At 65.4% G+C, this 22,419-nt stretch carries 23 protein-coding genes; 21 read left to right on the top strand and 2 right to left on the bottom strand.

Annotated elements, in window-relative coordinates; genetic code table 11:
• Positions 1 to 27: 27 nt before the first annotated feature.
• The 10 genes from trmD to L1F31_RS12140 all read left to right on the top strand — a co-directional run bounded on the left by trmD (position 28) and on the right by L1F31_RS12140 (position 8,450).
• Complete coding sequence (gene trmD / locus L1F31_RS12185) at positions 28 to 876, top strand: tRNA (guanosine(37)-N1)-methyltransferase TrmD (RefSeq protein ID WP_265420434.1); 849 nt, start codon at positions 28 to 30, stop codon at positions 874 to 876.
• Positions 877 to 1,049: 173 nt separating this feature from the next.
• Positions 1,050 to 1,391, top strand: coding sequence for a 50S ribosomal protein L19 (gene rplS / locus L1F31_RS12180; protein WP_209323302.1), 342 nt, complete (start codon positions 1,050 to 1,052; stop codon positions 1,389 to 1,391).
• A 31-nt stretch (positions 1,392 to 1,422) separates the two neighbouring features.
• Entirely contained in the window at positions 1,423 to 2,046 is a 624-nt protein-coding gene (gene lepB / locus L1F31_RS12175; protein WP_265417550.1) for a signal peptidase I, read from the top strand.
• Positions 2,047 to 2,203: 157 nt separating this feature from the next.
• Entirely contained in the window at positions 2,204 to 2,860 is a 657-nt protein-coding gene (lepB, locus tag L1F31_RS12170; RefSeq protein ID WP_265417549.1) for a signal peptidase I, read from the top strand.
• The gene (gene rnhB, locus L1F31_RS12165) at positions 2,860 to 3,591 is read left to right on the top strand and encodes a ribonuclease HII (protein WP_265417548.1); all 732 of its coding nucleotides are present in this window, start codon (positions 2,860 to 2,862) and stop codon (positions 3,589 to 3,591) included. Before lepB (L1F31_RS12170) ends, rnhB begins: the two co-directional genes overlap by 1 nt.
• Entirely contained in the window at positions 3,578 to 3,895 is a 318-nt protein-coding gene (locus L1F31_RS12160) for a DUF2469 domain-containing protein (protein ID WP_265417547.1), read from the top strand. The genes rnhB and L1F31_RS12160 overlap by 14 nt, the downstream gene beginning before the upstream one ends.
• Positions 3,896 to 4,082: 187 nt before the next feature.
• Positions 4,083 to 4,484, top strand: a complete 402-nt coding sequence (locus L1F31_RS12155; RefSeq protein WP_265417546.1) for a YraN family protein — start codon at positions 4,083 to 4,085, stop codon at positions 4,482 to 4,484.
• Positions 4,481 to 6,136: a YifB family Mg chelatase-like AAA ATPase gene (locus L1F31_RS12150; protein ID WP_265417545.1), complete on the top strand. Its 1,656-nt coding sequence runs from the start codon at positions 4,481 to 4,483 to the stop codon at positions 6,134 to 6,136. Before L1F31_RS12155 ends, L1F31_RS12150 begins: the two co-directional genes overlap by 4 nt.
• Positions 6,133 to 7,395 carry a DNA-processing protein DprA gene (dprA, locus tag L1F31_RS12145; protein WP_265417544.1) on the top strand — a complete coding sequence of 421 codons (1,263 nt, stop codon included), beginning with the start codon at positions 6,133 to 6,135 and terminating at the stop codon, positions 7,393 to 7,395. Before L1F31_RS12150 ends, dprA begins: the two co-directional genes overlap by 4 nt.
• A 38-nt stretch (positions 7,396 to 7,433) precedes the next feature.
• A complete protein-coding gene (locus L1F31_RS12140) occupies positions 7,434 to 8,450 on the top strand; it encodes a tyrosine recombinase XerC (RefSeq protein ID WP_265417543.1) in 1,017 nt (338 codons plus the stop codon).
• Between the two features lie 69 nt (positions 8,451 to 8,519).
• On the opposite strand, the gene L1F31_RS12135 is transcribed toward L1F31_RS12140, so the two are convergent.
• The gene (locus L1F31_RS12135) at positions 8,520 to 9,515 is read right to left on the bottom strand and encodes a D-alanyl-D-alanine carboxypeptidase family protein (protein WP_265417542.1); all 996 of its coding nucleotides are present in this window, start codon (positions 9,513 to 9,515) and stop codon (positions 8,520 to 8,522) included.
• A gap of 550 nt (positions 9,516 to 10,065) precedes the next feature.
• Here L1F31_RS12135 and rpsB point away from each other — a divergent pair.
• The 9 genes from rpsB (at position 10,066) to L1F31_RS12090 (ending at position 18,232) form a co-directional block, all read left to right on the top strand.
• Entirely contained in the window at positions 10,066 to 11,019 is a 954-nt protein-coding gene (gene rpsB, locus L1F31_RS12130) for a 30S ribosomal protein S2 (RefSeq protein ID WP_265417541.1), read from the top strand.
• 33 nt (positions 11,020 to 11,052) lie between these two features.
• Positions 11,053 to 11,880 (top strand): translation elongation factor Ts, encoded by an 828-nt coding sequence (tsf, locus tag L1F31_RS12125; protein ID WP_265417540.1) that lies wholly within the window; start codon positions 11,053 to 11,055, stop codon positions 11,878 to 11,880.
• Positions 11,881 to 12,065: 185 nt separating this feature from the next.
• Positions 12,066 to 12,818, top strand: coding sequence for a UMP kinase (gene pyrH / locus L1F31_RS12120; RefSeq protein ID WP_265417539.1), 753 nt, complete (start codon positions 12,066 to 12,068; stop codon positions 12,816 to 12,818).
• Positions 12,819 to 12,955: 137 nt separating this feature from the next.
• Positions 12,956 to 13,513, top strand: a complete 558-nt coding sequence (frr, locus tag L1F31_RS12115; protein WP_265417538.1) for a ribosome recycling factor — start codon at positions 12,956 to 12,958, stop codon at positions 13,511 to 13,513.
• Positions 13,513 to 14,535: a phosphatidate cytidylyltransferase gene (locus tag L1F31_RS12110; RefSeq protein WP_265417537.1), complete on the top strand. Its 1,023-nt coding sequence runs from the start codon at positions 13,513 to 13,515 to the stop codon at positions 14,533 to 14,535. Before frr ends, L1F31_RS12110 begins: the two co-directional genes overlap by 1 nt.
• Positions 14,536 to 14,678: 143 nt before the next feature.
• Positions 14,679 to 15,911 (top strand): 23S rRNA (adenine(2503)-C(2))-methyltransferase RlmN, encoded by a 1,233-nt coding sequence (rlmN, locus tag L1F31_RS12105; RefSeq protein ID WP_429860967.1) that lies wholly within the window; start codon positions 14,679 to 14,681, stop codon positions 15,909 to 15,911.
• 99 nt (positions 15,912 to 16,010) lie between these two features.
• Positions 16,011 to 16,571, top strand: a complete 561-nt coding sequence (locus L1F31_RS12100) for a DivIVA domain-containing protein (RefSeq protein ID WP_265417535.1) — start codon at positions 16,011 to 16,013, stop codon at positions 16,569 to 16,571.
• Positions 16,564 to 17,268: a hypothetical protein gene (locus L1F31_RS12095; RefSeq protein WP_265417534.1), complete on the top strand. Its 705-nt coding sequence runs from the start codon at positions 16,564 to 16,566 to the stop codon at positions 17,266 to 17,268. The genes L1F31_RS12100 and L1F31_RS12095 overlap by 8 nt, the downstream gene beginning before the upstream one ends.
• Before the next feature lie 79 nt (positions 17,269 to 17,347).
• Positions 17,348 to 18,232: a N5-glutamine methyltransferase family protein gene (locus L1F31_RS12090; protein WP_265417533.1), complete on the top strand. Its 885-nt coding sequence runs from the start codon at positions 17,348 to 17,350 to the stop codon at positions 18,230 to 18,232.
• A 59-nt stretch (positions 18,233 to 18,291) separates the two neighbouring features.
• Here the strand turns inward: L1F31_RS12090 and L1F31_RS12085 are convergent, their stop codons facing one another.
• Positions 18,292 to 19,491 (bottom strand): acyl-CoA dehydrogenase family protein, encoded by a 1,200-nt coding sequence (locus L1F31_RS12085; protein ID WP_265417532.1) that lies wholly within the window; start codon positions 19,489 to 19,491, stop codon positions 18,292 to 18,294.
• 159 nt (positions 19,492 to 19,650) lie between these two features.
• Here L1F31_RS12085 and dxr point away from each other — a divergent pair, with 159 nt between their 5' ends.
• Both dxr and L1F31_RS12075 read left to right on the top strand, forming a co-directional pair.
• Positions 19,651 to 20,895, top strand: a complete 1,245-nt coding sequence (gene dxr / locus L1F31_RS12080) for a 1-deoxy-D-xylulose-5-phosphate reductoisomerase (RefSeq protein ID WP_265417531.1) — start codon at positions 19,651 to 19,653, stop codon at positions 20,893 to 20,895.
• Positions 20,892 to 22,415 carry a M50 family metallopeptidase gene (locus tag L1F31_RS12075; RefSeq protein ID WP_265417530.1) on the top strand — a complete coding sequence of 508 codons (1,524 nt, stop codon included), beginning with the start codon at positions 20,892 to 20,894 and terminating at the stop codon, positions 22,413 to 22,415. Before dxr ends, L1F31_RS12075 begins: the two co-directional genes overlap by 4 nt.
• Positions 22,416 to 22,419 lie beyond the last annotated feature (4 nt).

Here is a 22,419-nt window from a genome sequence, read left to right as displayed (position 1 = left end):
ACCGGCGCCGAGGCGGTTGGTCCGGCGATGACGATCGACGTCGTGTCGATCTTCCCCGAGTACCTCGCCGGGCTGCAGCTCTCGCTCATCGGCAAGGCCGTCGACCGTGGGCAACTCGCCCTCAACGTCCGCGACCTGCGCGATTTCACCTTCGACCGGCACAACACCGTCGACGACTCTCCCTACGGCGGGGGAGCGGGCATGGTCATGAAGGCCGAACCCTGGGCGCTCGCGCTCGAAGAGATCCTCGCCAGCAGGCCAGGGGACGTCCAGGCCGCGCAGCCATCGGGTGGTGCGCAGCCCACGGATGGTGCGCAGCTCATTGCTGGTGCGAAGCCCACGGGTGGTGCGAAGCCCACGCTCATCGTCCCGAGCCCTGCAGGGGAGGTGTTCGACCAGCGCATCGCCGAGGATCTCGCCTCCAGACAGCACCTCGTCTTCGCCTGCGGACGCTACGAAGGCATCGACCAGCGAGTCATCGACTGGGCCGGTGAGCACTTCGAACTGCGCCCCATGAGCATCGGCGACTACGTTCTCAACGGTGGGGAGGTCGCGTCGATGGTGATGATCGAAGCGATCAGTCGGCTCATCCCCGGAGTCATCGGCAATCCTGAGTCTCTGACCGAGGAGAGCCACGAAGACGGTCTGCTCGAATACCCGATCTATACGAAGCCCGCAAGCTGGCGGGGGCGGGACGTGCCGGAGATCCTGCTCAGCGGCAACCATGCCGCGATCGCCCGGTGGCGGCGTGATCGACGGTTGGAGCGAACGGCGGAGGTCAGACCCGATCTGCTCGCCCGTCTCTCCGATCTGAGCCGAGACGATCAGGCCGCTTTGGAACGGTTTGAGTCTGAGCGCGGAACCGTGACAGAATAGAGCGTCGCGTTTGTTGGCCCTCACCTGCTTCAGGGGGATGTGGGCCCACAGTGATCCGCCGCATCGAGTCGGCGGGTCGACGGGGAGTGATCCCGACAGACGATTCAATCACCGGTTCACCGGTCCGATATGCGTGTCCTCGACCTGGAGCAGAGGCCACAGGAGAAACCACAATGCAGAAGCTCGATGTTGTAGATGCAGCCTCGCTGAAGTCCGACGTGCCTGAATTCCGCGCCGGCGACACCCTCAACGTTCACGTCAAGGTGATCGAGGGCTCGCGTTCGCGTATCCAGGTGTTCAAGGGCATCGTCATCCGTCGCCAGGGCGACGGAGTCCGCGAGACCTTCACCGTTCGTAAGATCAGCTTCGGCGTCGGAGTGGAGCGTACCTTCCCGGTGCACTCGCCCAACGTCGACAAGATCGAGGTCCTCGCTCGCGGTGATGTCCGCCGTGCGAAGCTCTACTACCTGCGCGAACTGCGCGGCAAGGCTGCTCGCATCCGCGAAAAGGCCTGATTTGCCCGGCACTGTGGGAGATGATCACACCGTGCCGAACAGACATGAAGACGCGACCTTCGGGTCGCGTCTTCTGTATTCGGCACGGTTCTGGAAGACGGTCGCGGCCATCGCCGTGATCATCGTCATCCTCGGCGGGTCCGTGCGCGGATTCGTCATCCAGCGCTTCACCATCCCCAGCGCATCGATGGAGCCGACGCTGAAGATCGACGACTCGATCACCGTATGGCGGCCCGATGCGCTGCGGTCCGACATCCAACGCGGCGACATCGTCGTCTTCGACGGTCGCGGCTCCTTCGTCGACGATGCGCTGCCGACCCCGCTGCAGAAGATCGGCTCCTGGGTCGGTCTCGGCCCCCGCGACGTCTACTACGTCAAACGCGTCATCGCGGTCGGCGGTGACACCCTGCAGTGCTGCGACGCCGAGGGCCGCCTGCTGCTCAACGGCGAACCTCTGCGTGAGGACTATGCCCCCACCCCCGCCTCGGCAGTGGAATTCTCCGTCGAAGTCCCTGCCGACACGATGTGGGTGATGGGCGACAACCGGAACGACTCGGCGGACTCGCGATCACTGCTCGGCCGCCCCGGCGGGGGATTCATCCCCACCGACCGGGTCATCGGACCCGTCATCGGCCACGGCTCCTCGATCGACTGAGACTGCGTGCAGGCGAGGCTCACATCGCTGCTGAGGATCCGGTCAGGTTCGTGCTGGTACGCTCAATTCAGTCCCAGCGGAACCCGTGGCCGAATGTGAAAGCGAACGAATGACCAGCGACTCTCAAGCTTCCCCGCCCCCCGCCTCGAAACGGTTCATGCGCGGGCTGTTGGAGACCGTGGCGATCATCGTCATCGCCCTGCTCATCTCCACGGCGCTGAAGACGTGGGTCGTCCGCTCGTTCTACATTCCCTCGGAATCCATGATGACCACGCTGCAGGTCGATGACCGGGTCCTGGTCAACCAGCTCGCCCCGCGCTTCGGTCCGGCCAATCGCGGAGATATCGTCGTCTTCGACGATCCCGACCACTGGCTCTCGGCCGCCGACACCGTCGAATACACGCCCAACCCGATCCTCGAGTTCATCGGACTCGCCCCCTCGGACGCGGGAAACCAGCTGATCAAACGCGTCATCGGCGTCGGCGGAGACACCATCGAATGCTGTGACGCCGAGGGGCGTCTGATGGTCAATGGGGAACCGATCGACGAGACCTACCTCGATGAGGGCACGGCGCCGTCCGAGGTCGACTTCAAGGTCACCGTGCCTGAAGGGCGCTACTGGGTGATGGGCGACAACCGGGGCAACTCCGCCGACTCGCGCTACCACATGGACACCGAACCCTTCGTGGCCGAAGAGGACATGGTCGGCACCGTATTCCTCATCAACTGGCCGTTCAAGCACTTCAGCTGGGTGTCGAACCCGGAGGACGTGTTCGCCGACGTCCCCGATTCGCAGGGAATCACCGGGAACTGATGGCAGCTCGCGGACTGACCGACCTCAGCGTCGAAAGCGGATTGCTGAGCGAGGGCTTCGACTTCGTCATCGGCGTCGATGAGGTGGGACGCGGCGCCCTGGCCGGACCGGTCAGCGTCGGTGTCGCGCTGTTCGACCTGCGGGTCCTCACCAGCGCCGAGGTGCCCGCCGGCATCCATGATTCCAAACAGCTCAGTGCTCGGTCCCGGCAGGACGCCACCGACAGAGTGCGATCATGGGCGGCCGCCGCGGCAGTGGGATCGACGAGCCCGGCCGAACTCGACGAGATCGGCATGACCATGGCGCTCAACCTCGCCGGGCGCAGGGCGTTCCTGTCGATGCTGGAGGAGTGGGCGGGTGTGTTTCCCGCCCGGACGATGATCCTCCTCGACGGCCGCCACGATTGGCTCTCGGCCCCACTCACCCTCGACTGCCTGGGGATATTCGGCGACTGCGCCGATCTCGAACTGCCTCCGGTGCGCACAGTGATCAAGGGCGACGGCTCCGTGCCTGCCATCGCCGCAGCCAGCATCGTGGCGAAAGTGACTCGCGACGAGACGATGGTCGCCCTCGCCGCAGACCATCCGCACTATGGTTGGGAATCAAACGTGGGATACGGAACGGCGACGCACCGACAGGGCATCGTCGACGTCGGTCCCAGCATCCATCACCGCAGGAGCTTCCGCTTGCACGCGGATTCAGAAGGGAGGGCCAGAGATGAGCGCCGATGATCTGGACGACTATGAGGCTCAGCTCGAGCTCCAGCTGTACAAGGAATACCGTGACGTCGTCGGCCTCTTCGCCTATGTCGTCGAGACCGAACGCCGCTTCTATCTCGCCAACCACGTCGACCTCAAGGCACACAACGATGCCGGCGACGTGTACTTCGAACTCACCCTGCGTGATGCGTGGGTGTGGGACAGCTACCGTTCGGCCCGCTTCATCAAGACCGTGCACGTGCTGACCTTCAAAGACGTCAACATCGAGGAGATCTCGAAATCCGATCTCGAACCCCCGACGTCGATCCGGGGCTGAGCCGCGAGCGCTGACGGTGATTGCGCGGGCAGCGTCGACTGTGCGTCCGTGGGCGCCGACTCACACACCAGATGCAGTGGATGTGGCGCTGACTCAGCCATGATTCGGCTGTGGACGGTCGAACCCCTTCCACAGGTTCATTCCGGGCTCTTCCCTGCTCTCCTGCCGCCATGGTCAGCTGGCCGACATGGGACAGACACGGACAACCGGCAGCAAGCGCACCGTGAGAGGCATGCGCAAACAGGCTCTGGGCGACAGGGGAGAAGACCTCGCTGCGGCCTACCTCGAACAGGCAGGGCTGCGCATCCTCGAACGGAACTTCCGCGCTCCTCGCGGCGAACTCGATATCATCGCCCGAGACGGTGACATCGCCGTGTTCGTCGAGGTCAAGACCCGCCGTACGGCCGCGCTCGGATCACCGCTCGAAGCCATCACACCGACGAAGCTCGCCCGCATCCGCACCCTGGCCGGAATCTGGCTGCGTGGCCAGAACGAATACTTTCCGGCCACCCGCATCGACGCTCTCGGCATCATCATCGAACCGAGAATCCAATACTTCCACTGCCCGAACGTCCAGGTCGACTCATGAGCGACGAGGCTGCCGCAGCCGCACCAGAGGAGTCGGACTGCGCGGGTTCGGGTGACTCGGTTTCGGACTATGTGGGTCCGGAACTCGGGCTATCTGAATCGGCCGGTGCGGAGACCGCTTCTCACGTGATCGGGCGGGCCTCGGCGGTGGCTCTCTGGGGACTGAGCGGAAAGGTCGTATCGATCGAGGCAGGCGTCAGCGCCGGCCTGCCCGGCATCGACATCGTGGGGCTGCCCGACGTCTCCGTGAGCGAATCCCGCAAACGCCTGCGTTCGGCTCTGGCCTACCTCGGCACTCCCGTGGCCAGCCAGCACCTGACGATCAATCTCACTCCCGGCACCGTGCCGAAAGTCGGCACCGGATTCGACCTCGGCATCGCCGTCGCCGTGCTGAAAGCCTTGGGAAAGATCTCCTCCGAGGACACCGGTGATGTCATCCATTGCGGTGAGATCGGTCTCGACGGTCGGATCCGCCCCGTCACCGGAGTGCTGCCGTGCCTGCACTCCGGTGTGCAGGCAGGATTCGAACGGTTCGTCGTTCCTGTCGGAAACGCTGCTGAAGCCGGCTTGGTCGGGCGTGCTCGTGTTCTGTCGGTGGCGTCCCTCGCCGATGTCGTCAACGCCTACGGCGGATCGATGGCGGTACCGCCGCTGCCCCCTGTCCTCGACATGGACAGGCCCGTGTCCATCGCACCAGATCTCCATGATCTTGCTGAGGTCCAAGGCCAGGCCGAAGGTCGCTTCGGACTCGAAGTCGCAGCCGCCGGGGGACACAACCTGCTCATGCGCGGCACACCCGGAGCCGGCAAGACGCTGCTCGCCCAATGCCTGCCCGGCATTCTGCCTCCGCTCGATGACGATGAAGCCGTCGAAGTCGCCACTGTCCGATCCCTGCGCGGTGAACTCGACGGCAGCGACGGACTCGACCACCGGCCCCCGTTCGAAGCTCCCCATCACCGCAGCACCGTCTCGGCGCTCATCGGGGGACGCAGGCCGGGAACGGTCGGTGTCTTGAGCCGCGCCCACCGCGGGGTGCTGTTCATGGACGAAGCTCCCGAGTTCTCCCGTGACGTCCTCGAAGCGCTGCGGCAGCCGATGGAATCCCGTCGTGTCCACATCCACCGGGCGTGGGGATCCATGGTGCTGCCGGCAGCCTTCCAGCTCATCATGGCCGCGAACCCGTGCCCCTGTGGTGTCGGAATGGTCGGGTCCGGCGCCGACTGCCGGTGCACGCCGATGGACAAACGCCGCTATCGCAACAGACTCTCCGGTCCGCTGCTCGACCGCGTCGACCTACAGCTCGAGCTCTTCCCCGTCTCACCGGCGGACCTGCGCCTCGGGGGCGGTCAGGAGACGAGCCGGACCGTGGCCGCGCGCGTGGGGGAGGCCCGCCGACGTCAGGCCGAGCGCTTTGCCGACTGCACGTGGCGGCTCAACGCCGAAGCCCCCGGCCCGTGGCTGCGTGAGCACTTCGCACTGACACCGACAGCGCTGTCCGACCTCGACCGGGCACTGGACACCGGACGGATCACGATGCGCGGATATGACCGGGTGCTGCGGGTCGCGACCACTCTGGCCGACCTCGCAGGAAAGTCGGCACCTGACCCCGATACGTTGAGAACGGCGCTCGCCCTGAGGACACAGGAATCATGACCGTGCAGACGACTGATGAGATCCGCGCGGCCATCGCCGCCCTGCTGCGCATCGGCGAACCGGGAGACGGCCTGCTCAGGCGGCTTGTCGACGACATCGGACCGGTGGCCACGCGAGCGATCCTCACTGCAGTCGGCCGTGGCGAGACGACCGCGGACGAGGCCATGGCGGGGCTGAGCTCCACCGGCGCCGAGGCGGCCACCCACGGGCAGATGCACGACGCCATCGAACGGTGGGCAGTCCGGGCAGGAGACGATGATGCCGCCGATGACGGTCGCGACCTTGAGAACATCGCCCGACTCGGGGGCAGGCTCGTCATCCCCGGTGACGAGGAATGGCCGACCCTGCTCGAGGACCTTGGTCCCGCTTCACCACTGGGACTCTGGGTGAGGGGCGCCGCCGGCCTCAACGTCGTCCTCTCCCGCACCGTCGCCGTCGTCGGAGCCCGGGCGGCCAGCAGCTACGGCACCAAATGTGCATCCGACCTCGCATGGGATCTCGCGGCACGCGGCATCACCGTCGTCTCCGGGGGAGCGTTCGGCATCGACGCCGCCGCACATCGCGCGGCCATCGCCCGCGAAGCACCGACGGTCGCATTCATGGCCGGGGGAGTCGACCGCTTCTATCCGGCGGCGAACGCCGAGCTGTTCGAGCAGATCCTCGCCACCGGTGCGATCGTGTCCGAGACCGCCCCGGGAATGACCCCGATGCGCCACCGGTTCCTGCTGCGCAATCGGCTCATCGCCGCCTCGGCGCAGGTGAGCGTCATCGTCGAAGCCGGATGGCGCAGCGGTGCACTGAACACCGCCAGGCATGCTCTCGAACTCTCCCGCCAGGTCGCAGCGTTCCCCGGATCCGTGTATTCGGCGTCCTCGACCGGTGCTCACCGACTCGTACGCGAACATGAGGCTGAACTCGTCACCTGCAGCGATGATGTCATCGCGCTCATGGACGACGAGGCACCGGCACTCTTCGACGCCGCCGGAGACGCCCTGACGGGGTCCGATGCCGACAGCAGTGGGGAGCGTGGTTCTGCTGCACGGCCCGACCCCTTGGAAGGTCTCGATGAGCGGGAGAAGATCTGCCTCAACGCGCTGACCACATCGAAACCCCTCGACGTCGGCACGATCGCCTCCCGGGCGGGACTGACGATCGCAGATGCGCTCAACGCCCTGACCGCCCTCGACCTCGCGGGTGTGGCCGAACGACGTGACACGGGGTGGATGAAGCTTCGCACACCGCACCGTACTCGTGGGTAGAGCGTCGCGGATCTGCTGGTTCGCGTATCCTGAGGGCTGTGAGCACACCGTCGACCGTCGCCGAGGTGGTAGCAGGCTATGCCGACCACCTGAGATCCCGCGACGTCTCCGAGCACACAGCTCGCGCCTATGTCTCCGACGTCGCCGACTTCCTCGACCACGCGGTCCACTCGATGAAGATCCGTCGCGGGTCCAAGGGCGACACGGCCTCCGATTCGCAGGGGCACCAGAGGCAGCGGATCGACCTGACCTCCATCGAACTCGACGACCTGCGGTCGTGGCTGATCGCTCTCGACGATGCCGGTGCAGCGAAGTCGACGGTGGCGCGCAAGATCGCCGCTGTCCGGTCCTTCTTCTCATTTGGAGTCAACAACCTGGGACTGCCCAACAACCCTGCGGCACGGCTGCGGACACCGAAGAAGGACTCCCGCCTGCCCACCGTGCTCAAACCCCAACAGGCCGCCGCGCTCATCTCCGCCGCCGAAGATGCTGCCACCGACGATGCTGCTGACGAGCCTGTGGGCACGGTTGACAACGATCCGCTTGAGGCAGCCAAACGCCTCCGCGATGCCGCGATCCTCGAAATGCTCTACGCCACCGCGGTGCGCGTCTCCGAGCTCACCGGACTCGACCGCGCTGATGTCGACCATCGCAAAGCGATGATCACCGTGCTCGGCAAGGGCAACAAGGAACGCCGAGTGCCGTTCGGCGCACCGGCCCAGACGGCGCTCAACGACTGGCTTGCCGCCCGTGACCTCTTCGCCGGCCCCAACAGCGCAGACGCACTGTTCCTCGGGGTCCGCGGAGGACGGATAGGAGCTCGCCAGGTCCGCGAGCTCGTCCATCGCTACGGCTCCACCGACCCGAGCGCACCGGACATCGGACCCCACGGGCTGCGGCACTCGGCTGCCACACACATGCTCGACCGCGGCGCCGACCTCAGACAGATCCAGGAGCTGCTCGGCCATTCGACGATGAGCAGCACCCAGATCTACACCCACGTCTCGATGCAGCGTCTGCAGGAGACCTACCGCAGGGCCCACCCTCGCGCCTGAGCGCACCGGCGGAATGCGGTGACACCATCGCGGAACGCGTGAGTGCACCGGCCATTTCTATCGGCGGTTCTATCTGCGGAACTCCCAGTGCCAGGCCTCGGGCAGCGACCCTGACTGCCTCGCCCACCCGGGATGGATCCACCCGAACTTCGGACCATTGGCCCGCATCCACTGATGCTGAGCAGTGCCGAAGGAATTGATGCCGCTGCCGAGGTCGACCGCCAGCGCCCATCCATGGTTCGACGTGCCCGGAGTCGCCGCCATCCGCCCTTTGCGCTTCTTGAGGATCACCTGCGTGGCATAGTCACGGTAGGCATCGGTGACGGAGATCGGGGACCCGAACCGCGCTTCGAACGCCTGCGACATCCGATCGAAGGCAGCCTGCGCATCACAGCGCAGCATCTGACCGGGAGCCGACTTCAACTGACACATCGCGGAGGCTGGGATCCTGCCGTTGCTGTGCCCACCCCAGGCTCCCGCTCCCGACGTCGCGGAACCCCCGCCTCCTCCTTTCGGCTCTTCGGCGGGCTTCCGCGACAGTGGCAGCAGCAGCGACTGCTCCTGCCCGAAGAGCTCGCCCGGATCGATATAGCGCTTGTCGGAGTCGGCCGGCCACGCACCGATATGCAGACTGGACCGTTCACAGTGGCCCCCGGCGCCGACTGTGCCGATGCGCTCGCCGGCCGAGAATGTCTCACCCTTCTTCAGGGATGTCGTCGCCGGTTGGAACGAGAGCACATGCCCGGAGTCGGTGAGCACGCTGAGAGTCGCGGTGCCGGCAACCGTGCCTGCGAAACGGACCTCACCTGCCGTAGGCGCTCGCAGCGGCTCGCCTTCCTCGGCAAGAACATCGATTCCACGGTGCCCTTTCAGCCAGGGCTTGTCCGGAGGGTCGAATGCCGTGATGATCTCCATCGCCGGCACTGGGGTGACCCAATTCTTCGGCGCGGTCGTCGACGCAGCACCGGCGGCGCTCGCCTCCGGGGCGGCGCCCCCGAACACGAGCGCCACTGCGAGAACCGCAGCAGAGAACAGGTGGAACCGGCCTTGCGCAAAGAGATCCATAGGTGCATGGAAACCGGTGCCTCACCGCGGTGTCACCCCTCACGATCACTCCTGTGGACGAACCCTCTGCCTCCACAGGCCGCCGATGTTCGAGTCGCCAGTCAGTCCACAGGAGACGGTGGTTGAGTGGTCCGCAACCACAACGGTCCGACGCCACACGCCCGACCCGAGCCATCGGCACCACCGATCTCCGCACCCGTCCGTCCACACCGGGCGACGCCCGAGTCGGCGGGGCGAGACCGGGCGGGTGGGCCGCCTCGGCGAAGGGAGGTCCCCGATTGGAAATGGCTTGCCCAACCGAGCTAGACTGAGGCCAGCAGAAGCGTGTCTTCTGACTACGCGTATTCGAATTCTTCTCCTTCCCATGGTGCAGGCAGCCATCAGGTGTGCCTGTGGGGCGGATGAACCGGATACCAGGAATCAACCGAAAATGTCATCGACGTTCACCGTCGGTCGGATCGAAGCGAGCCCATACGGGCCCGAATCGGCGAAGATCGACGCGCGCGTGACGTAAAAGCACCCTGCGGTGCACAGAAAGGAGGGCGTCGGCATGGCCGTCGTCACCATCCGCCAGCTGCTCGACAGCGGCGTTCACTTTGGACACCAGACCCGTCGTTGGAACCCGAAGATGAAGCGCTTCATCTTCACCGAGCGCAACGGCATCTACATCATCGACCTGCAGAAGTCGCTGGGCTACATCGACAACGCCTTCGAATTCATCAAGGAAACCGTCTCGCACGGCGGTTCGATCCTGTTCGTCGGCACCAAGAAGCAGGCCCAGGAATCCATCGCCGAACAGGCGAAGCGCGTGGGTCAGCCCTTCGTCAACCAGCGTTGGCTCGGCGGTATGCTCACGAACTTCCAGACCATCTCGATGCGTCTGCGCCGCCTCAAGGAACTCGAAGAGATCGACTTCGACGACGTTGCAGGTTCCTCGCACACCAAGAAGGAACTGCTCATCCTGCGCCGCGAGAAGGACAAGCTCGAGAAGACCCTCGGCGGTATCCGCGACATGCAGCGCACCCCGTCGGCCGTCTGGATCGTCGACACCAAGAAGGAACACCTCGCCGTCGACGAAGCCAAGAAGCTGGGCATCCCGGTCATCGGCATCCTCGACACCAACTGCGATCCCGACGACGTCACCTACCCGATCCCGGGCAACGATGACGCCATCCGCTCGGTCTCGCTGCTGACCCGCGTGGTCGCCGACGCCGTGGCCGAGGGCCTCATCGCCCGCCACTCCTCGGACGAGCAGTCCGGTGAGAAGAACGTCTCCGCCGTCGAGCCCATGCCCGAATGGGAGCGCGAGCTGCTCGAAGGCAAGACCGACGAGAAGCCCGCCGAGGCTGCTACCGAGTCCGCTGAAGCCGCTCCGGCCGCCGAGGAAGCTCCGGCCGCCGAAGCTGAGACCGCTGCTGAGGAAGCTCCCGCCGCTGAGGCCGAGACTGCCGAAGCCGCTCCGGCTGCTGAAGCTGCCGACTCCACCGAGTCGACCGAGTCCTGATTTCCTTTAACTCCACCACCCTGAGGAGAAAGAATGGCAAACTACACTGCCGCTGACATCAAGGCACTGCGCGAGAAGACCGGCGCCGGAATGATGGACGTCAAGAAGGCTCTTGACGAGTCCGACGGTGACCAGGCCAAGGCCATGGAAGCTCTTCGCGTGAAGGGCCTCAAGGGCGCCACCAAGCGCGAAGGCCGCTCCACCTCCGACGGCCTCGTCGCCTCCCACGTGGACGGCGGCGTCGGCACCATGATCGAACTCAACTCGGAGACCGACTTCGTCGCGAAGTCCGAGCCGTTCATCAAGCTCGCCGACCAGGTCCTCGAACTGGCCGTGGCGAACAAGGCCGATTCGGCCGAGGCTCTGCTCGCCGCTGAAACCGACGGCAAGCCCGTCTCCCAGTTCATCACCGAGTCGGGTGCCACCCTGGGCGAGAAGGTCGACCTGCGCCGCGTGGGTCGCATCGAAGGCGCCAAGGTCGCGTCCTACCTGCACCGCACCAACAAGGACCTGCCCCCGCAGGTCGGTGTGCTGCTGGCCTTCGAAGGTGACGACGAGACCGTGGCACACGATGTCGCAGTGCACATCGCCGCCATGAGCCCGAAGTACTTCTCCCGCGAAGACGTTCCCGCCGATCTCGTCGAGAACGAGCGTCGCATCGCCGAAGACACCGCGAAGAACGAAGGCAAGCCCGAACAGGCTCTGCCGAAGATCGTCGAGGGTCGCGTCAACGGCTTCTTCAAGGAGAACTGCCTGCTCGACCAGGGATTCGCCAAGGATCCCAAGCAGTCCGTGGCCAAGGTGCTCGAGGCTGCCGGCGTCAAGGCCACCGGCTTCCTGCGCTACCGCGTCGGAGCCTGAAACACCACTGACCGCTGAACAGACGCAGAGTCTGCTCGGCAGGTTCGCTCGGTGAGTGAGAACTCACCTGCGAGACGGGGTCGGACCGATCGGTCCGACCCCGTTTTTCGCTAGACTGGCCCAGACGATTCACCCGACAGACAATCCATCCGGGCACCGATCTGCCCGCACGGAAGAAGGACTCCATGACAAGCACCCCGGTTCACGAATCTGCTCACGCCAGCCGTCCCGTCCGCACACATCGCCGCCGTGTCCTGCTCAAGCTCTCCGGTGAGGTCTTCGGCGGCGGACGGATCGGCGTCGACCCGGATGTCGTGGCCGCAGTCGCCCGCGAAGTCGCCCCCACCGCCGAAGAGGTCGAAGTCAGCATCGTCGTCGGCGGCGGCAACTTCTTCCGCGGAGCCGAACTGTCCCAGCGCGGCATGGACCGCACCCGCGCCGATTACATGGGCATGCTCGGCACCGTGATGAACTGCCTGGCCCTGCAGGACTTCCTCGAGCAGACCGGAGTCGACACCAGGGTGCAGACCGCGATCCCGATGTCCCAGGTCGCCGAATCCTACATTCCCCGCCGCGCCATGCGGCACATGGAGAAGAACCGCGTCGTCATCTTCGGCGCCGGAGCCGGACTGCCGTACTTCTCCACCGACACCGTCGCCGCGCAGCGTGCGCTGGAGGTCCACGCCGACGAGGTGCTCATCGCGAAGAACGGCGTCGACGGCGTCTACACTGCAGACCCGAAGGTCGACCCGAACGCCGAGAAGCTCTCCGAGATCACCTACCAGGAAGCCCTGCAGCGCGGCCTCAAGGTCGTCGACGCCACCGCCTTCAGCCTGTGCATGGACAACAAGCTGCCGATGCACGTGTTCGGCATGGAAGGCGAGGGCAACCTGCGCAAAGCCATCATGGGTGAGAAGATCGGCACCGTCGTCCACTGAGACCCGCCCAGACACAGGCGGCTGTACCGACTCGCATCCACGCAGGTGAGGACACCCCTGTGAGGATTCGGTGCGGCATTTTTCAGTGATGACCCATAGAATGAACTCAAAGCTTACAGAGATGGAAAGAGTGAACCGTGATTGAAGAGACACTGGCCGAAGCCAGAGAGAAGATGGACAAAGCCGTCGAATTCACGCAGGACGACTTCGCGTCGATCCGCACTGGCCGCGCCAACCCCGCACTGTTCGCCGACATCGAGATCGACTACTACGGTGCCCCGACTCCGCTGCAGCAGCTCGCATCGTTCCAGACCCCCGAGGCGCGCACGATCCTCGTGACTCCCTACGACAAGGGCACGCTCGGCGACATCGAGAACGCTCTGCGCAACTCCGACATCGGAGCGAACCCGGCCAATGACGGAAACGTCATCCGCGTCGTCCTCCCGGAACTCACCGAGGAGCGCCGCAAGGAATACGTCAAGATCGTCAAGGGCAAGGCCGAAGACGGCAAGGTCTCCATCCGCAACATCCGTCGTCATGCCAAGGACGTCCTCGAACGCATCAAGAAGGACGGGGACGCCGGCGAGGACGAAGTCACCCGCGGAATCTCCGAACTCGACGACCTGACGAAGAGCAAGGTCGAGAACATCGATCAGCTGCTCTCGAAGAAGGAAGCCGAGCTCCTCGAGGTCTGATGATCTCCGTGACCGGGTCCGACAGCCCAGCCGCAGGTCCGGCTCCCTTCGAGGAGCCGGACCCGTCACGCGATGCCGCGTCGGCTGAGACGCCGTTCCCCAGGCGACGGGATCTGCGCAATTCGGACAAGGTGTATTCGCCCGACGATCCGGACTTCAATCCCACCCCCGAGGTGGACGCCGCGTCCGAGGAACCCGAGCCCAAGGACTACGGTCGCGCCGGTCGCAACCTTCCAGCCGCCATCGGCATGGGGCTGCTCATCGGCGGCGTCGTGCTCGCCTCGCTCATCTTCCTGCCGATCTCATTCCTCTTCATCATCCTCGTCGGCATCGTCGCGGCGATGTGGGAACTGGCGAACGCGCTCTCGCGTTCCGGGTCGCTCGTCTCCCGTGTGCCCACGATGGTCTCCGCAGCCTGCATGGTGGTGGCGACGTTCGTCGGCGGTCGTGAGGCCCTGTGGGTGACCTTCGCCGCCAGCGCCGGTGCGATCATGCTGTTCACGATGGTCGAGCGCCGGAAGAACCCGGTCAAAGACGTCTCGCTCTCGCTCTTCGCGCTCACCTACGTCGGCCTCATGGCCTGCTTCATCGTCTTCCTGCTCACTCAGCAGGATGGCAACTTCTACGTCATCATCTTCCTCGCCTCCGTCGTCGCCTCCGATACAGGCGGCTACGTCTTCGGTGTGCTGTGGGGCAAGCACCCCATCGCTCCCCGGATCTCGCCGAAGAAGTCCTGGGAGGGCTACCTCGGGTCCACGATCTTCGCTGCGATCGTCGCGACCATCCTCGCCGTCACCGTCGTCGACGCCCCCTTCTGGACCGGCCTGGTCATCGGCGCAGTCATCCCCGCCTTCGCCACCCTCGGCGACTTCAGCGAATCGATGATCAAACGCGATCTCGAACTCAAGGACATGGGCACTCTGCTGCCCGGCCACGGCGGTGTGATGGACCGACTCGACTCGATCCTGCCCACGGCCCCGGTCGCCCTCGTCCTGTTCATGGTGCTGCCCGGCTACCTCTGATCCGCCCTCGCCGGCGACGTGGCCGCTCACACACGACAGCCTCTGCACCGACATGAGACAATGGGGGCGTGAGTACTCCAGCAGGCAGAAGGCAGACCAGGCCCGTCGTCGAACACGCCGACGGCACGACATCGAAGACCCCGATGCGCGATGGCCGTCCCCTCCTCAACTTCAAGTCCGCCCGAGTCAAGCAGCCACCTCAGCACTTGGCCGATATGAGCATGGACGAACGCACCGCTGCGGTCACGGAGATGGGTCTGCCGGCCTTCCGCGCCAAGCAGATCTCGACTCACTACTTCAGCCACTACGTCACCGACACCGAAGCGATGACGGACCTGCCCAAGGACAAGCGGGCGGAGATCCAGGAACGGTTCTTCCCGCATCTGCTCACCGAGGTTCGTCGTCTGCGCACGGAGAACGGCGACACCATCAAGTTCCTGTGGCGTCTCTTCGACGGAGCCCTCGTCGAATCCGTGCTCATGCGCTACCGCAACCGAGTCACACTGTGCGTGTCCAGCCAGTGCGGCTGCGGCATGAACTGCCCGTTCTGCGCGACCGGACAGCAGGGTCTGACCCGCAACATGTCCACGGCCGAGATCGTCGAACAGGTCATCCGCGCCAACCAGGTCATCGCCGCCGGCGAACTCGCCGCGGCCCCCAAGTCGGATATGCCCGGTGCCGGCGAAACCGCGCTCGGTGCGGAATCCGACGATGAGGACGACCTGTCAGGGGAGTCCGCGTTCGACGGAAACGGCGAAGCCGCCTCGGCGAGCGGACCCGAAAGGGTCTCGAACATCGTCTTCATGGGCATGGGCGAACCCCTGGCCAACTACAAGCGCGTGATGAACGCGGTGCGTCGATTCGTCGGCCCCGCCCCCGAAGGACTGGGCATGTCGGCCCGCCGGATCACGATCTCCACGGTCGGGCTGGTGCCGGGCATCAACAAACTCGCCGCCGAAGACATCCCCGTCACCTTCGCGCTCAGCCTCCACGCACCCGATGACGAGCTGCGCGATGAGATGATCCCGGTCAACACCCGGTGGAAGGCCGATGAGGCCATCGACGCCGCCTATAACTACTATCAGGTCACGGGTCGGCGCGTGAGCATCGAATACGCGCTCATCAAGGACATGAACGATCACGTCTGGCGTGCCGAGCTGCTGGCGAAGAAACTCAACGCGCGCGGTCGCGGCTGGGTCCACGTCAACCCGATCCCGCTCAACCCGACCCCCGGCTCGGTGTGGACGGCCTCGGAGCCGGAGGTCGCCGACGAATTCGTCCGCCGCCTGCTCGATCACGGCATCCCGACGACGATCCGCGACACCCGCGGCTCCGACATCGACGGTGCCTGCGGCCAGCTCGCAGCCGCCGACTGACAGGTCCACGGCCGGGATCAACCGGCCTCGAGGACGCATTTTCGGTGCTGTCCATCTATCATGGTGGAAACACGACAGCCACTCGCTTCTGGAGGAGACATGGCGGACACGACTTTCCCTCGAATGTCCGGTTGGAAGAACGGATACGACCCCAAGCAGGTCGACAGCTTCTTCAAGCGTGCACGTGAGTCCTTCGAGCGGCCGACCCCACAGCCCGGCGACCTCGATTCGCGGGCGGTGCGCACCGTCGGTTTCGATCTCGTCCGCAAGGGCTACCACGTTGCCGTCGTCGACGCCGCGCTCGACCGCCTCGAAGACGCGTTCGCCAAGCAGGCCCGGGACCGCCTCATCGCACAGTCCGGTCAGGACGCCTGGGTCTCGGAACTCACCCGCGTCGCCGCGTCCCTGCGGGGACGCCTCGTCCGTGAGGCCGGGCAGCGCTTCGACAATCCGCCTCCCGGCGTCATCGGCTACGACATCGACCAGGTCGATGACATGTGCGACAAGGTCAATTCCTACTTCACGCAGGGCGTGGCGATGAGCGTCGACCAGGTCCGCCGCGTGCTGTTCAAGACCGCGAAGGGCAAGAAGGCCTACAACGAGGACCAGGTCGATGCGTTCATCGACCGCGTCGTCGAAGTGATGGCCTCCGTTGACTGATTTCCACTACTTCTCCGTCCCCACGAAGGCGGATCCCGGCACGCTCAACCCCGTCTACGAGATCCTCGACTTCCCGATCGCGATGGGCCAGGCCGACGACATCGTCCTCACCGGCCCCGCACCGGAGAAACCCCTCGTCGACGGACGCGAAGTCACCGATCCGCGCCTGATCAAGGCACTGTCGGTGCCCGTCGAACTCGACCGCGCCGAGGTGCTCGACCGCAGTGCGAAGCTCGCCGGAGTGCTGCGTGCTATGGGAGTGATCGCCGAATCCGGTGCCGTGCTCACCTTCGCCGAGGATGTCCCGCCGTTGGCGCGGTCGCTCGGTGTCCTCGCTGCCGCACGCGTCGGCCTGACCGTCGACCTGCGTTCCGGTGGCGGTTCGGGTGCGGTTGCGGCTGCCGTTGGAGGTTCCTCCTCGTCGGCCGAACAGATCGTGCTGTGCGCCATCGACGCCGAACCTGTCGAACCGGGACGCGCATCGGTGCGGGTCACCCGTTCGCGGTTCGAAGGAGTCGGAGTGAAGATCGGGTCCGAGACCGCGAACCTCGATCAGGCGATGCGCGACTCCCGCGTCGAATTCGCCGCCGTCGTCCCGCTGGCACCTGACCACACACTGCTGCTCACCGACTCCGGCGAGATCGACGCCGAATCGAGCCTCGAGTGGCTGCGCAGCGAGGTCCTCTCTGCCTCCTGAGGAGCAGACGTCTGGGGGCTTCGACGCCGATGGTGGTGTCGACGTTCCGGCTTCTGCGGATCTGCGGTCTGCTGAGACGGTGTCTACTCTGCGCGCAGCTGGCTGTGTCTTCGCCGAAGACGAAGCGGCGATCCTCATCGAGGCGGCGGCCGGACCTGATGACGACGACTTTGAGCCGCAACTCGATGAGCTGGTGGCCCGCCGCGTTGCCGGTGAACCCCTCGAGCAGATCGTCGGCTGGGTCGATTTCTCCGGGATGCGTTTGAGTGTCCGGCCGGGAGTGTTCGTGCCACGGCAGAGAACGGCTCTGCTCGCCGCGCATGTGGTGTCCGCGGCCCGGCGGATGATGGACTCACGACGGAAAGGAACAGAGGCAGACGCTGACGTCGCTGCCGTGCGACCTGTTGTGCTCGAAGCATTCTGTGGGGTCGGGCCGGTCGCCTCGGCGGTGGCGGGCAAGGTGCCGGGAGTCGATCTTCACCTCGGTGATGCGCAGGCGGAGGCCGTGCGGTGCGCTGTGGAGAATGTCGAACGCTGCCTCCAGTCGGGGGACTCCGCACAGGTGGGGAGGTCCGCACAGGTGGGGGAGTCCGGCACCACCGTGACGGGGCATGCCCTCGACTGCCTGAAGGGACTGTCCGACACACTGCGGCGGGCTATCTCTGTCATCGCGGCCGTGCCGCCGTACGTTCCTGAAACGGCAGCCGATTTTCTGCCGCATGAGGCCCTCGACTTCGAACCGAGCAGCGCACTGTTCGGCGGACATGACGGACTTGACTTCGTCCGCCGACTCATCACGGAGTCGCTCGCTTGGTTGGCCCCTGCCGGTGTGCTGCTCATCGAGCTCGGGCTGGGCCAGGCTGCAGGGGCCACCGCGTACGCAGCCGAGCGGGGGCTGGAAGCCCAGAGCCATTACGGCGAAGATGAGCAGACCGTGGTCCTCGAACTGCGTCGTCGAAACTGACAACGGCCGGCTGAAATCGAGTGATTTCAGCCGGCCAGTCGGTGAGTGGTCAGCCCCACTCAGTTCGCGAAGGCGTTGATCCCGGTCATCGCACGGCCCAGGGTCAGCTGATGCACTTCGTGCGTGCCTTCGTAGGTGAGCACGGTCTCGAGGTTGACCGCGTGACGCAGCGGCGGGTACTCGCTCGTGATGCCCGAGCCGCCGAACAGCGCACGCAGGTCACGGCAGACATTCATCGCGGTGTCGACGTTGACCATCTTGCCCAGGCTGATCTGCTCCGGACGCACACCCTTCTCCGAGTCCTTGATCTTGCCCAGGTGAGCGGCGAGCAGAGTGATCTGCGAGTACTGGCCGAAGGCCTTCGCGAGTTTCTGCTGAGTGATCTGGAACGATGCCAGCGGGCGATCGAACTGGACGCGGGTGCCGGTGTACTCCAGAGCGGAGAGCAGCGCATCGCGGGCGGCACCGGTGACACCGAAGACGATGCCGTAGCGGGCCTCGGACAGGCAGGACAGGGGGCCCTTGAGTCCCTTGGCCTTCGGCAGCATGGCATCCTCTGGCAGGCGGACGTTGTCGAGGACGATCTCACCGGTGATCGACGCACGCAGCGAGATCTTGCGGTGGATCTCCGGAGTCTGCACACCCTCGGTGTTCGAGGGGACGACGAAGCCGCGGACGACGTTCTTGCCCTTGTCGTCGACCTCTTCGGTCTTGGCCCACACGACCATGACGTCGGAGACAGGGGAGTTCGTGATCCACATCTTCGCGCCGTTGAGGATCCAGTCGGATCCGTCCTTCTTCGCGGTCGTCTTCATGCCCGACGGGTCGGAGCCGACATCGGGTTCGGTCAGACCGAAGCAGCCGATGGCCTTGCCGGCGGCCATCTTCGGCAGCCATTCTTCCTTCTGCGCTTCCGATCCCCAGTGGTGGATGGCGAACATCGCCAGCGAACCCTGCACAGACACGAGCGAACGCAGACCGGAGTCGATGGCCTCGAGCTCACGGCAGGCCAGTCCGTACTGAGTTGCGGTCGATCCGCCGCAGCCGTAGCCGTCGAGGTGCATGCCCAGCAGACCGAGCTCGCCGAGTCCTTCGGCCAGCTCGCGGGCGGGGATGGTGGCGTCGAGGAAGTAGTCGCCGATCTTCTCACGGACGTTCTCGTCCAGCCACTTCTTCACAATCGACGCGAATTCGAGGTCATCGGCTTCGAAGACCGAATCCAGTCCAAGAATATCGTCAGGGCTCAGCGTTGTGCTCATATCCATCTCTTTCGCCATTGATTCTTTATCATTCACAGTTTTACCGGAACTCCGACGATGAGCGGTGTCCCGAAGCACTACAGATCGACGCGTTCGGCGGGGCGACACTCCGGTTCGTGTCGAGTCATTTCCCAGAGAACTTTGGCATCATCGGTTGGCGTGAGTAAACGTGGTTTCATTGTAGTCGGCTCAACCGGTTCGGTCGGCACCCAGGCCCTTGATGTCCTCGCCGAACACCGGGACGAGCATCGGATCGTGGGCCTTGCCGCCGGGTCCCAACTCGACCTGTTGCTCGACCAGGCGCTGACGTTCTGCGTTCCCGTCATCGGGCTCACCACCCCGCCGGCCGGGGGAGAGACCGAGGTTCGGCAGCGGCTGACCCAGTTGGCCGCCGAGCGGGGGATCGCCGATCCCGTCGAAGCCATCCACCTCGGTGACACCGCCGCCGAGGCGGTCGCGGGCTTGGACGCGGACATGGTCCTCAACGCGATCACCGGTGCCGCCGGCCTCGGCGCAACCCTGGCCGCTCTCGACCGCGGCACGGATGTGGCCCTGGCGAACAAGGAATCGCTCATCATCGGCGGATCCATTGTGCTCGACGCCGCTCGTGCCTCCGGCGCACGACTCGTACCGGTCGACAGCGAGCACTCCGCCATCGCCCAGGCGCTGCGCGCCGGCACGCACGGAGAAGTCAGCAAACTCATCATCACCGCCTCGGGCGGGCCCTTCCGCGGCATGACCCGTGATGCCCTGCGTCGGGTCACTCCCGCTCAGGCGCTCAACCATCCCACCTGGTCGATGGGGTCGATGATCACCATCAACTCCGCAACGCTGGTCAACAAGGGCCTCGAGGTCATCGAGGCCCACCTGCTCTTCGACATCGACTTCGACCACATCGAGGTCGTCGTCCACCCGCAGTCGCACATCCATTCGATGGTCGAGTTCAGTGATGCCTCGACGATCGCGCAGATCTCACCACCGGACATGCGCCTGCCGATCTCCTATGCTCTGGGCACGCAGGATGACGGGACGACGAAGCGTCTGACCTCAGGTGCCGTGGCCAACAACTGGGGCCAACCCATGCACTGGTCGTTCGAACCCGTCAACCATCTCGCCTTCCCGGCCCTCGGCCTGGCCATCGAAGCCGGGCGGAAGGCCCGCAGCTTCCCGGCCGTGCTCAATGCCGCCAACGAGGTGCTCGTGGCCGCGTTCATCGCCGGCGACATCCCCTTCACGGGAATCGACAAGGGACTGGCCCGAGCGCTGTCGGCTCATCAGCCGGCCGCCGAACACACCGTGGACACGGTGCTCGCCGCCGATGCGTGGGCGCGCGAATTCGCCGCCGCCGATGCCGCGGAACAGAAGGCCGCCCAGAATTCCGGACAGAAGAGGGGCCGCGCATGACCGTTGTCCTCTACATCATCGGGATCATCCTCTTCCTCATCGGCATCTCGATCTCCATCGGCCTCCACGAGCTCGGCCATCTCACCCCGGCGAAGAAGTTCGGTGTCAAGGTCACCCACTACATGGTCGGCTTCGGACCCACCCTCTTCTCCTTCCGCCGCGGGGAGACCGAGTACGGGGTCAAGGCGTTCCCGCTCGGCGGGTTCATCGCGATGCCCGGCATGTATCCGCCGGAGGAGGCGACGACGAAGCGCGTCGAGAAGGTCGGAGCCGCAGCGAACGATTCCGGCAGTCTCGACGGAACGGCGGGCCGCCTCGGTGAGGGTGAGCCTGACGCGGACGGCGGCGTCGACGGCACGGCGGGCCGCCTCGGCGAGGGTGAGAGCGCTGCTCCGCGCCGATCGCGGGGCAGGCAGCGCAAGGGTCGCCTGTTCGAGAACACGATGGCCGATGCCCGGGAGTTCTCGAATCAGGAGATCGAACCGGGGGAGGAGCACCGGACGTTCTACGCGCTCAGCGTGCCCAAGCGCCTCGTCGTCATGTTCGCCGGGCCCTTCGTCAATCTCATCCTCGGCATCCTCATCATGGCGATCTCACTGCTTGGCATCGGCGTGACGACACCGACGACGACCGTGCAGACCGTCGTCGAATGCGCCGTGCCCGCCTCCGAGGCGCAGCAGCGTCCTGCTTCGGAGCAGAACACGTGCCGCGACGACGATCAGCTCACCCCCGCCTGGGAGGCGGGAATCAAACCCGGCGACGAGATCACCGCGATCGCCGGCGTCGAGACGAAGGACTGGGACCGGCTGTCCGCGGTCATCAAGGACCATGCGGGTGAGCGGGTCGAGGTCGACTTCATCCGCGACGGCAAGGCCGAATCCGTGACAGTGCCGATCATCTCCAGCGAACGGCAGAAGTTCGACGAGAACGGCAAGGCGCTGATGAATGCCGACGGCACACCGCAGACCGAGAGCCAGGGGTTCCTCGGCATCGGACCCGTGCAGGAACGCCAGCCCCTGCCGATCGGCGAATTCCCCGGAGCCGTCTGGGATCAGGTGAGCGGCGTCTTCCATGCGATCATCACCCTGCCGGTCAAACTCGTCGACATCGGCGAGGTCGCCGTCGGCACGAAGGACCGCGACGCGGAAGGCCTCGTCGGCATGGTCGGCGTCGGCCGCATCGCCGGCGAGATCGTGTCCACCGACAAGATCGACGTCCTCGACAAGGCGCAGATGGGGCTGGGCATGCTCGGCTCGCTCAACATCTTCCTCTTCGCGTTCAATATGATCCCGCTGCTGCCGCTCGACGGCGGGCACATCGCCGTCGGACTCTACGAAGGCGCGCGTCGCCGCATCAACCGGTGGCGCGGACGCGGACTCATCGGCCCCTTCGACACGGCGAAGCTGCTGCCGCTGACGTACGTGTGCATCGGGCTGATGCTGTGCATGACGGCGCTGCTCGTCTACGTCGACCTCGTCAAACCCATCACGCTCGACGCGATCTTCAACTCCGGCGGGTAGGTGC

The organism is Brevibacterium spongiae, assembly GCF_026168515.1.
GTDB classification, from domain to species: Bacteria; Actinomycetota; Actinomycetes; order Actinomycetales; family Brevibacteriaceae; genus Brevibacterium; species Brevibacterium spongiae.
Note: the sequence above shows the minus strand (reverse complement) of the source record. Positions and strands in the feature narration are given on the sequence as shown.

Bases quoted from the DNA above. Each gene is read 5' to 3' on its own strand.
- trmD (WP_265420434.1), top strand. From the start codon at position 28: ATGACGATCGACGTCGTGTCGATCTTCCCCGAGTACCTCGCCGGGCTG.
- rplS (WP_209323302.1), top strand. From the start codon at position 1,050: ATGCAGAAGCTCGATGTTGTAGATGCAGCCTCGCTGAAGTCCGACGTG.
- lepB (WP_265417549.1), top strand. From the start codon at position 2,204: ATGCGCGGGCTGTTGGAGACCGTGGCGATCATCGTCATCGCCCTGCTC.
- rnhB (WP_265417548.1), top strand. From the start codon at position 2,860: ATGGCAGCTCGCGGACTGACCGACCTCAGCGTCGAAAGCGGATTGCTG.
- L1F31_RS12160 (WP_265417547.1), top strand. From the start codon at position 3,578: ATGAGCGCCGATGATCTGGACGACTATGAGGCTCAGCTCGAGCTCCAG.
- L1F31_RS12155 (WP_265417546.1), top strand. From the start codon at position 4,083: ATGGGACAGACACGGACAACCGGCAGCAAGCGCACCGTGAGAGGCATG.
- L1F31_RS12150 (WP_265417545.1), top strand. From the start codon at position 4,481: ATGAGCGACGAGGCTGCCGCAGCCGCACCAGAGGAGTCGGACTGCGCG.
- dprA (WP_265417544.1), top strand. From the start codon at position 6,133: ATGACCGTGCAGACGACTGATGAGATCCGCGCGGCCATCGCCGCCCTG.
- L1F31_RS12135 (WP_265417542.1), bottom strand. From the start codon at position 9,515: ATGGATCTCTTTGCGCAAGGCCGGTTCCACCTGTTCTCTGCTGCGGTT.
- rpsB (WP_265417541.1), top strand. From the start codon at position 10,066: ATGGCCGTCGTCACCATCCGCCAGCTGCTCGACAGCGGCGTTCACTTT.
- tsf (WP_265417540.1), top strand. From the start codon at position 11,053: ATGGCAAACTACACTGCCGCTGACATCAAGGCACTGCGCGAGAAGACC.
- pyrH (WP_265417539.1), top strand. From the start codon at position 12,066: ATGACAAGCACCCCGGTTCACGAATCTGCTCACGCCAGCCGTCCCGTC.
- L1F31_RS12110 (WP_265417537.1), top strand. From the start codon at position 13,513: ATGATCTCCGTGACCGGGTCCGACAGCCCAGCCGCAGGTCCGGCTCCC.
- rlmN (WP_429860967.1), top strand. From the start codon at position 14,679: ATGCGCGATGGCCGTCCCCTCCTCAACTTCAAGTCCGCCCGAGTCAAG.
- L1F31_RS12100 (WP_265417535.1), top strand. From the start codon at position 16,011: ATGGCGGACACGACTTTCCCTCGAATGTCCGGTTGGAAGAACGGATAC.
- L1F31_RS12085 (WP_265417532.1), bottom strand. From the start codon at position 19,491: ATGAGCACAACGCTGAGCCCTGACGATATTCTTGGACTGGATTCGGTC.
- L1F31_RS12075 (WP_265417530.1), top strand. From the start codon at position 20,892: ATGACCGTTGTCCTCTACATCATCGGGATCATCCTCTTCCTCATCGGC.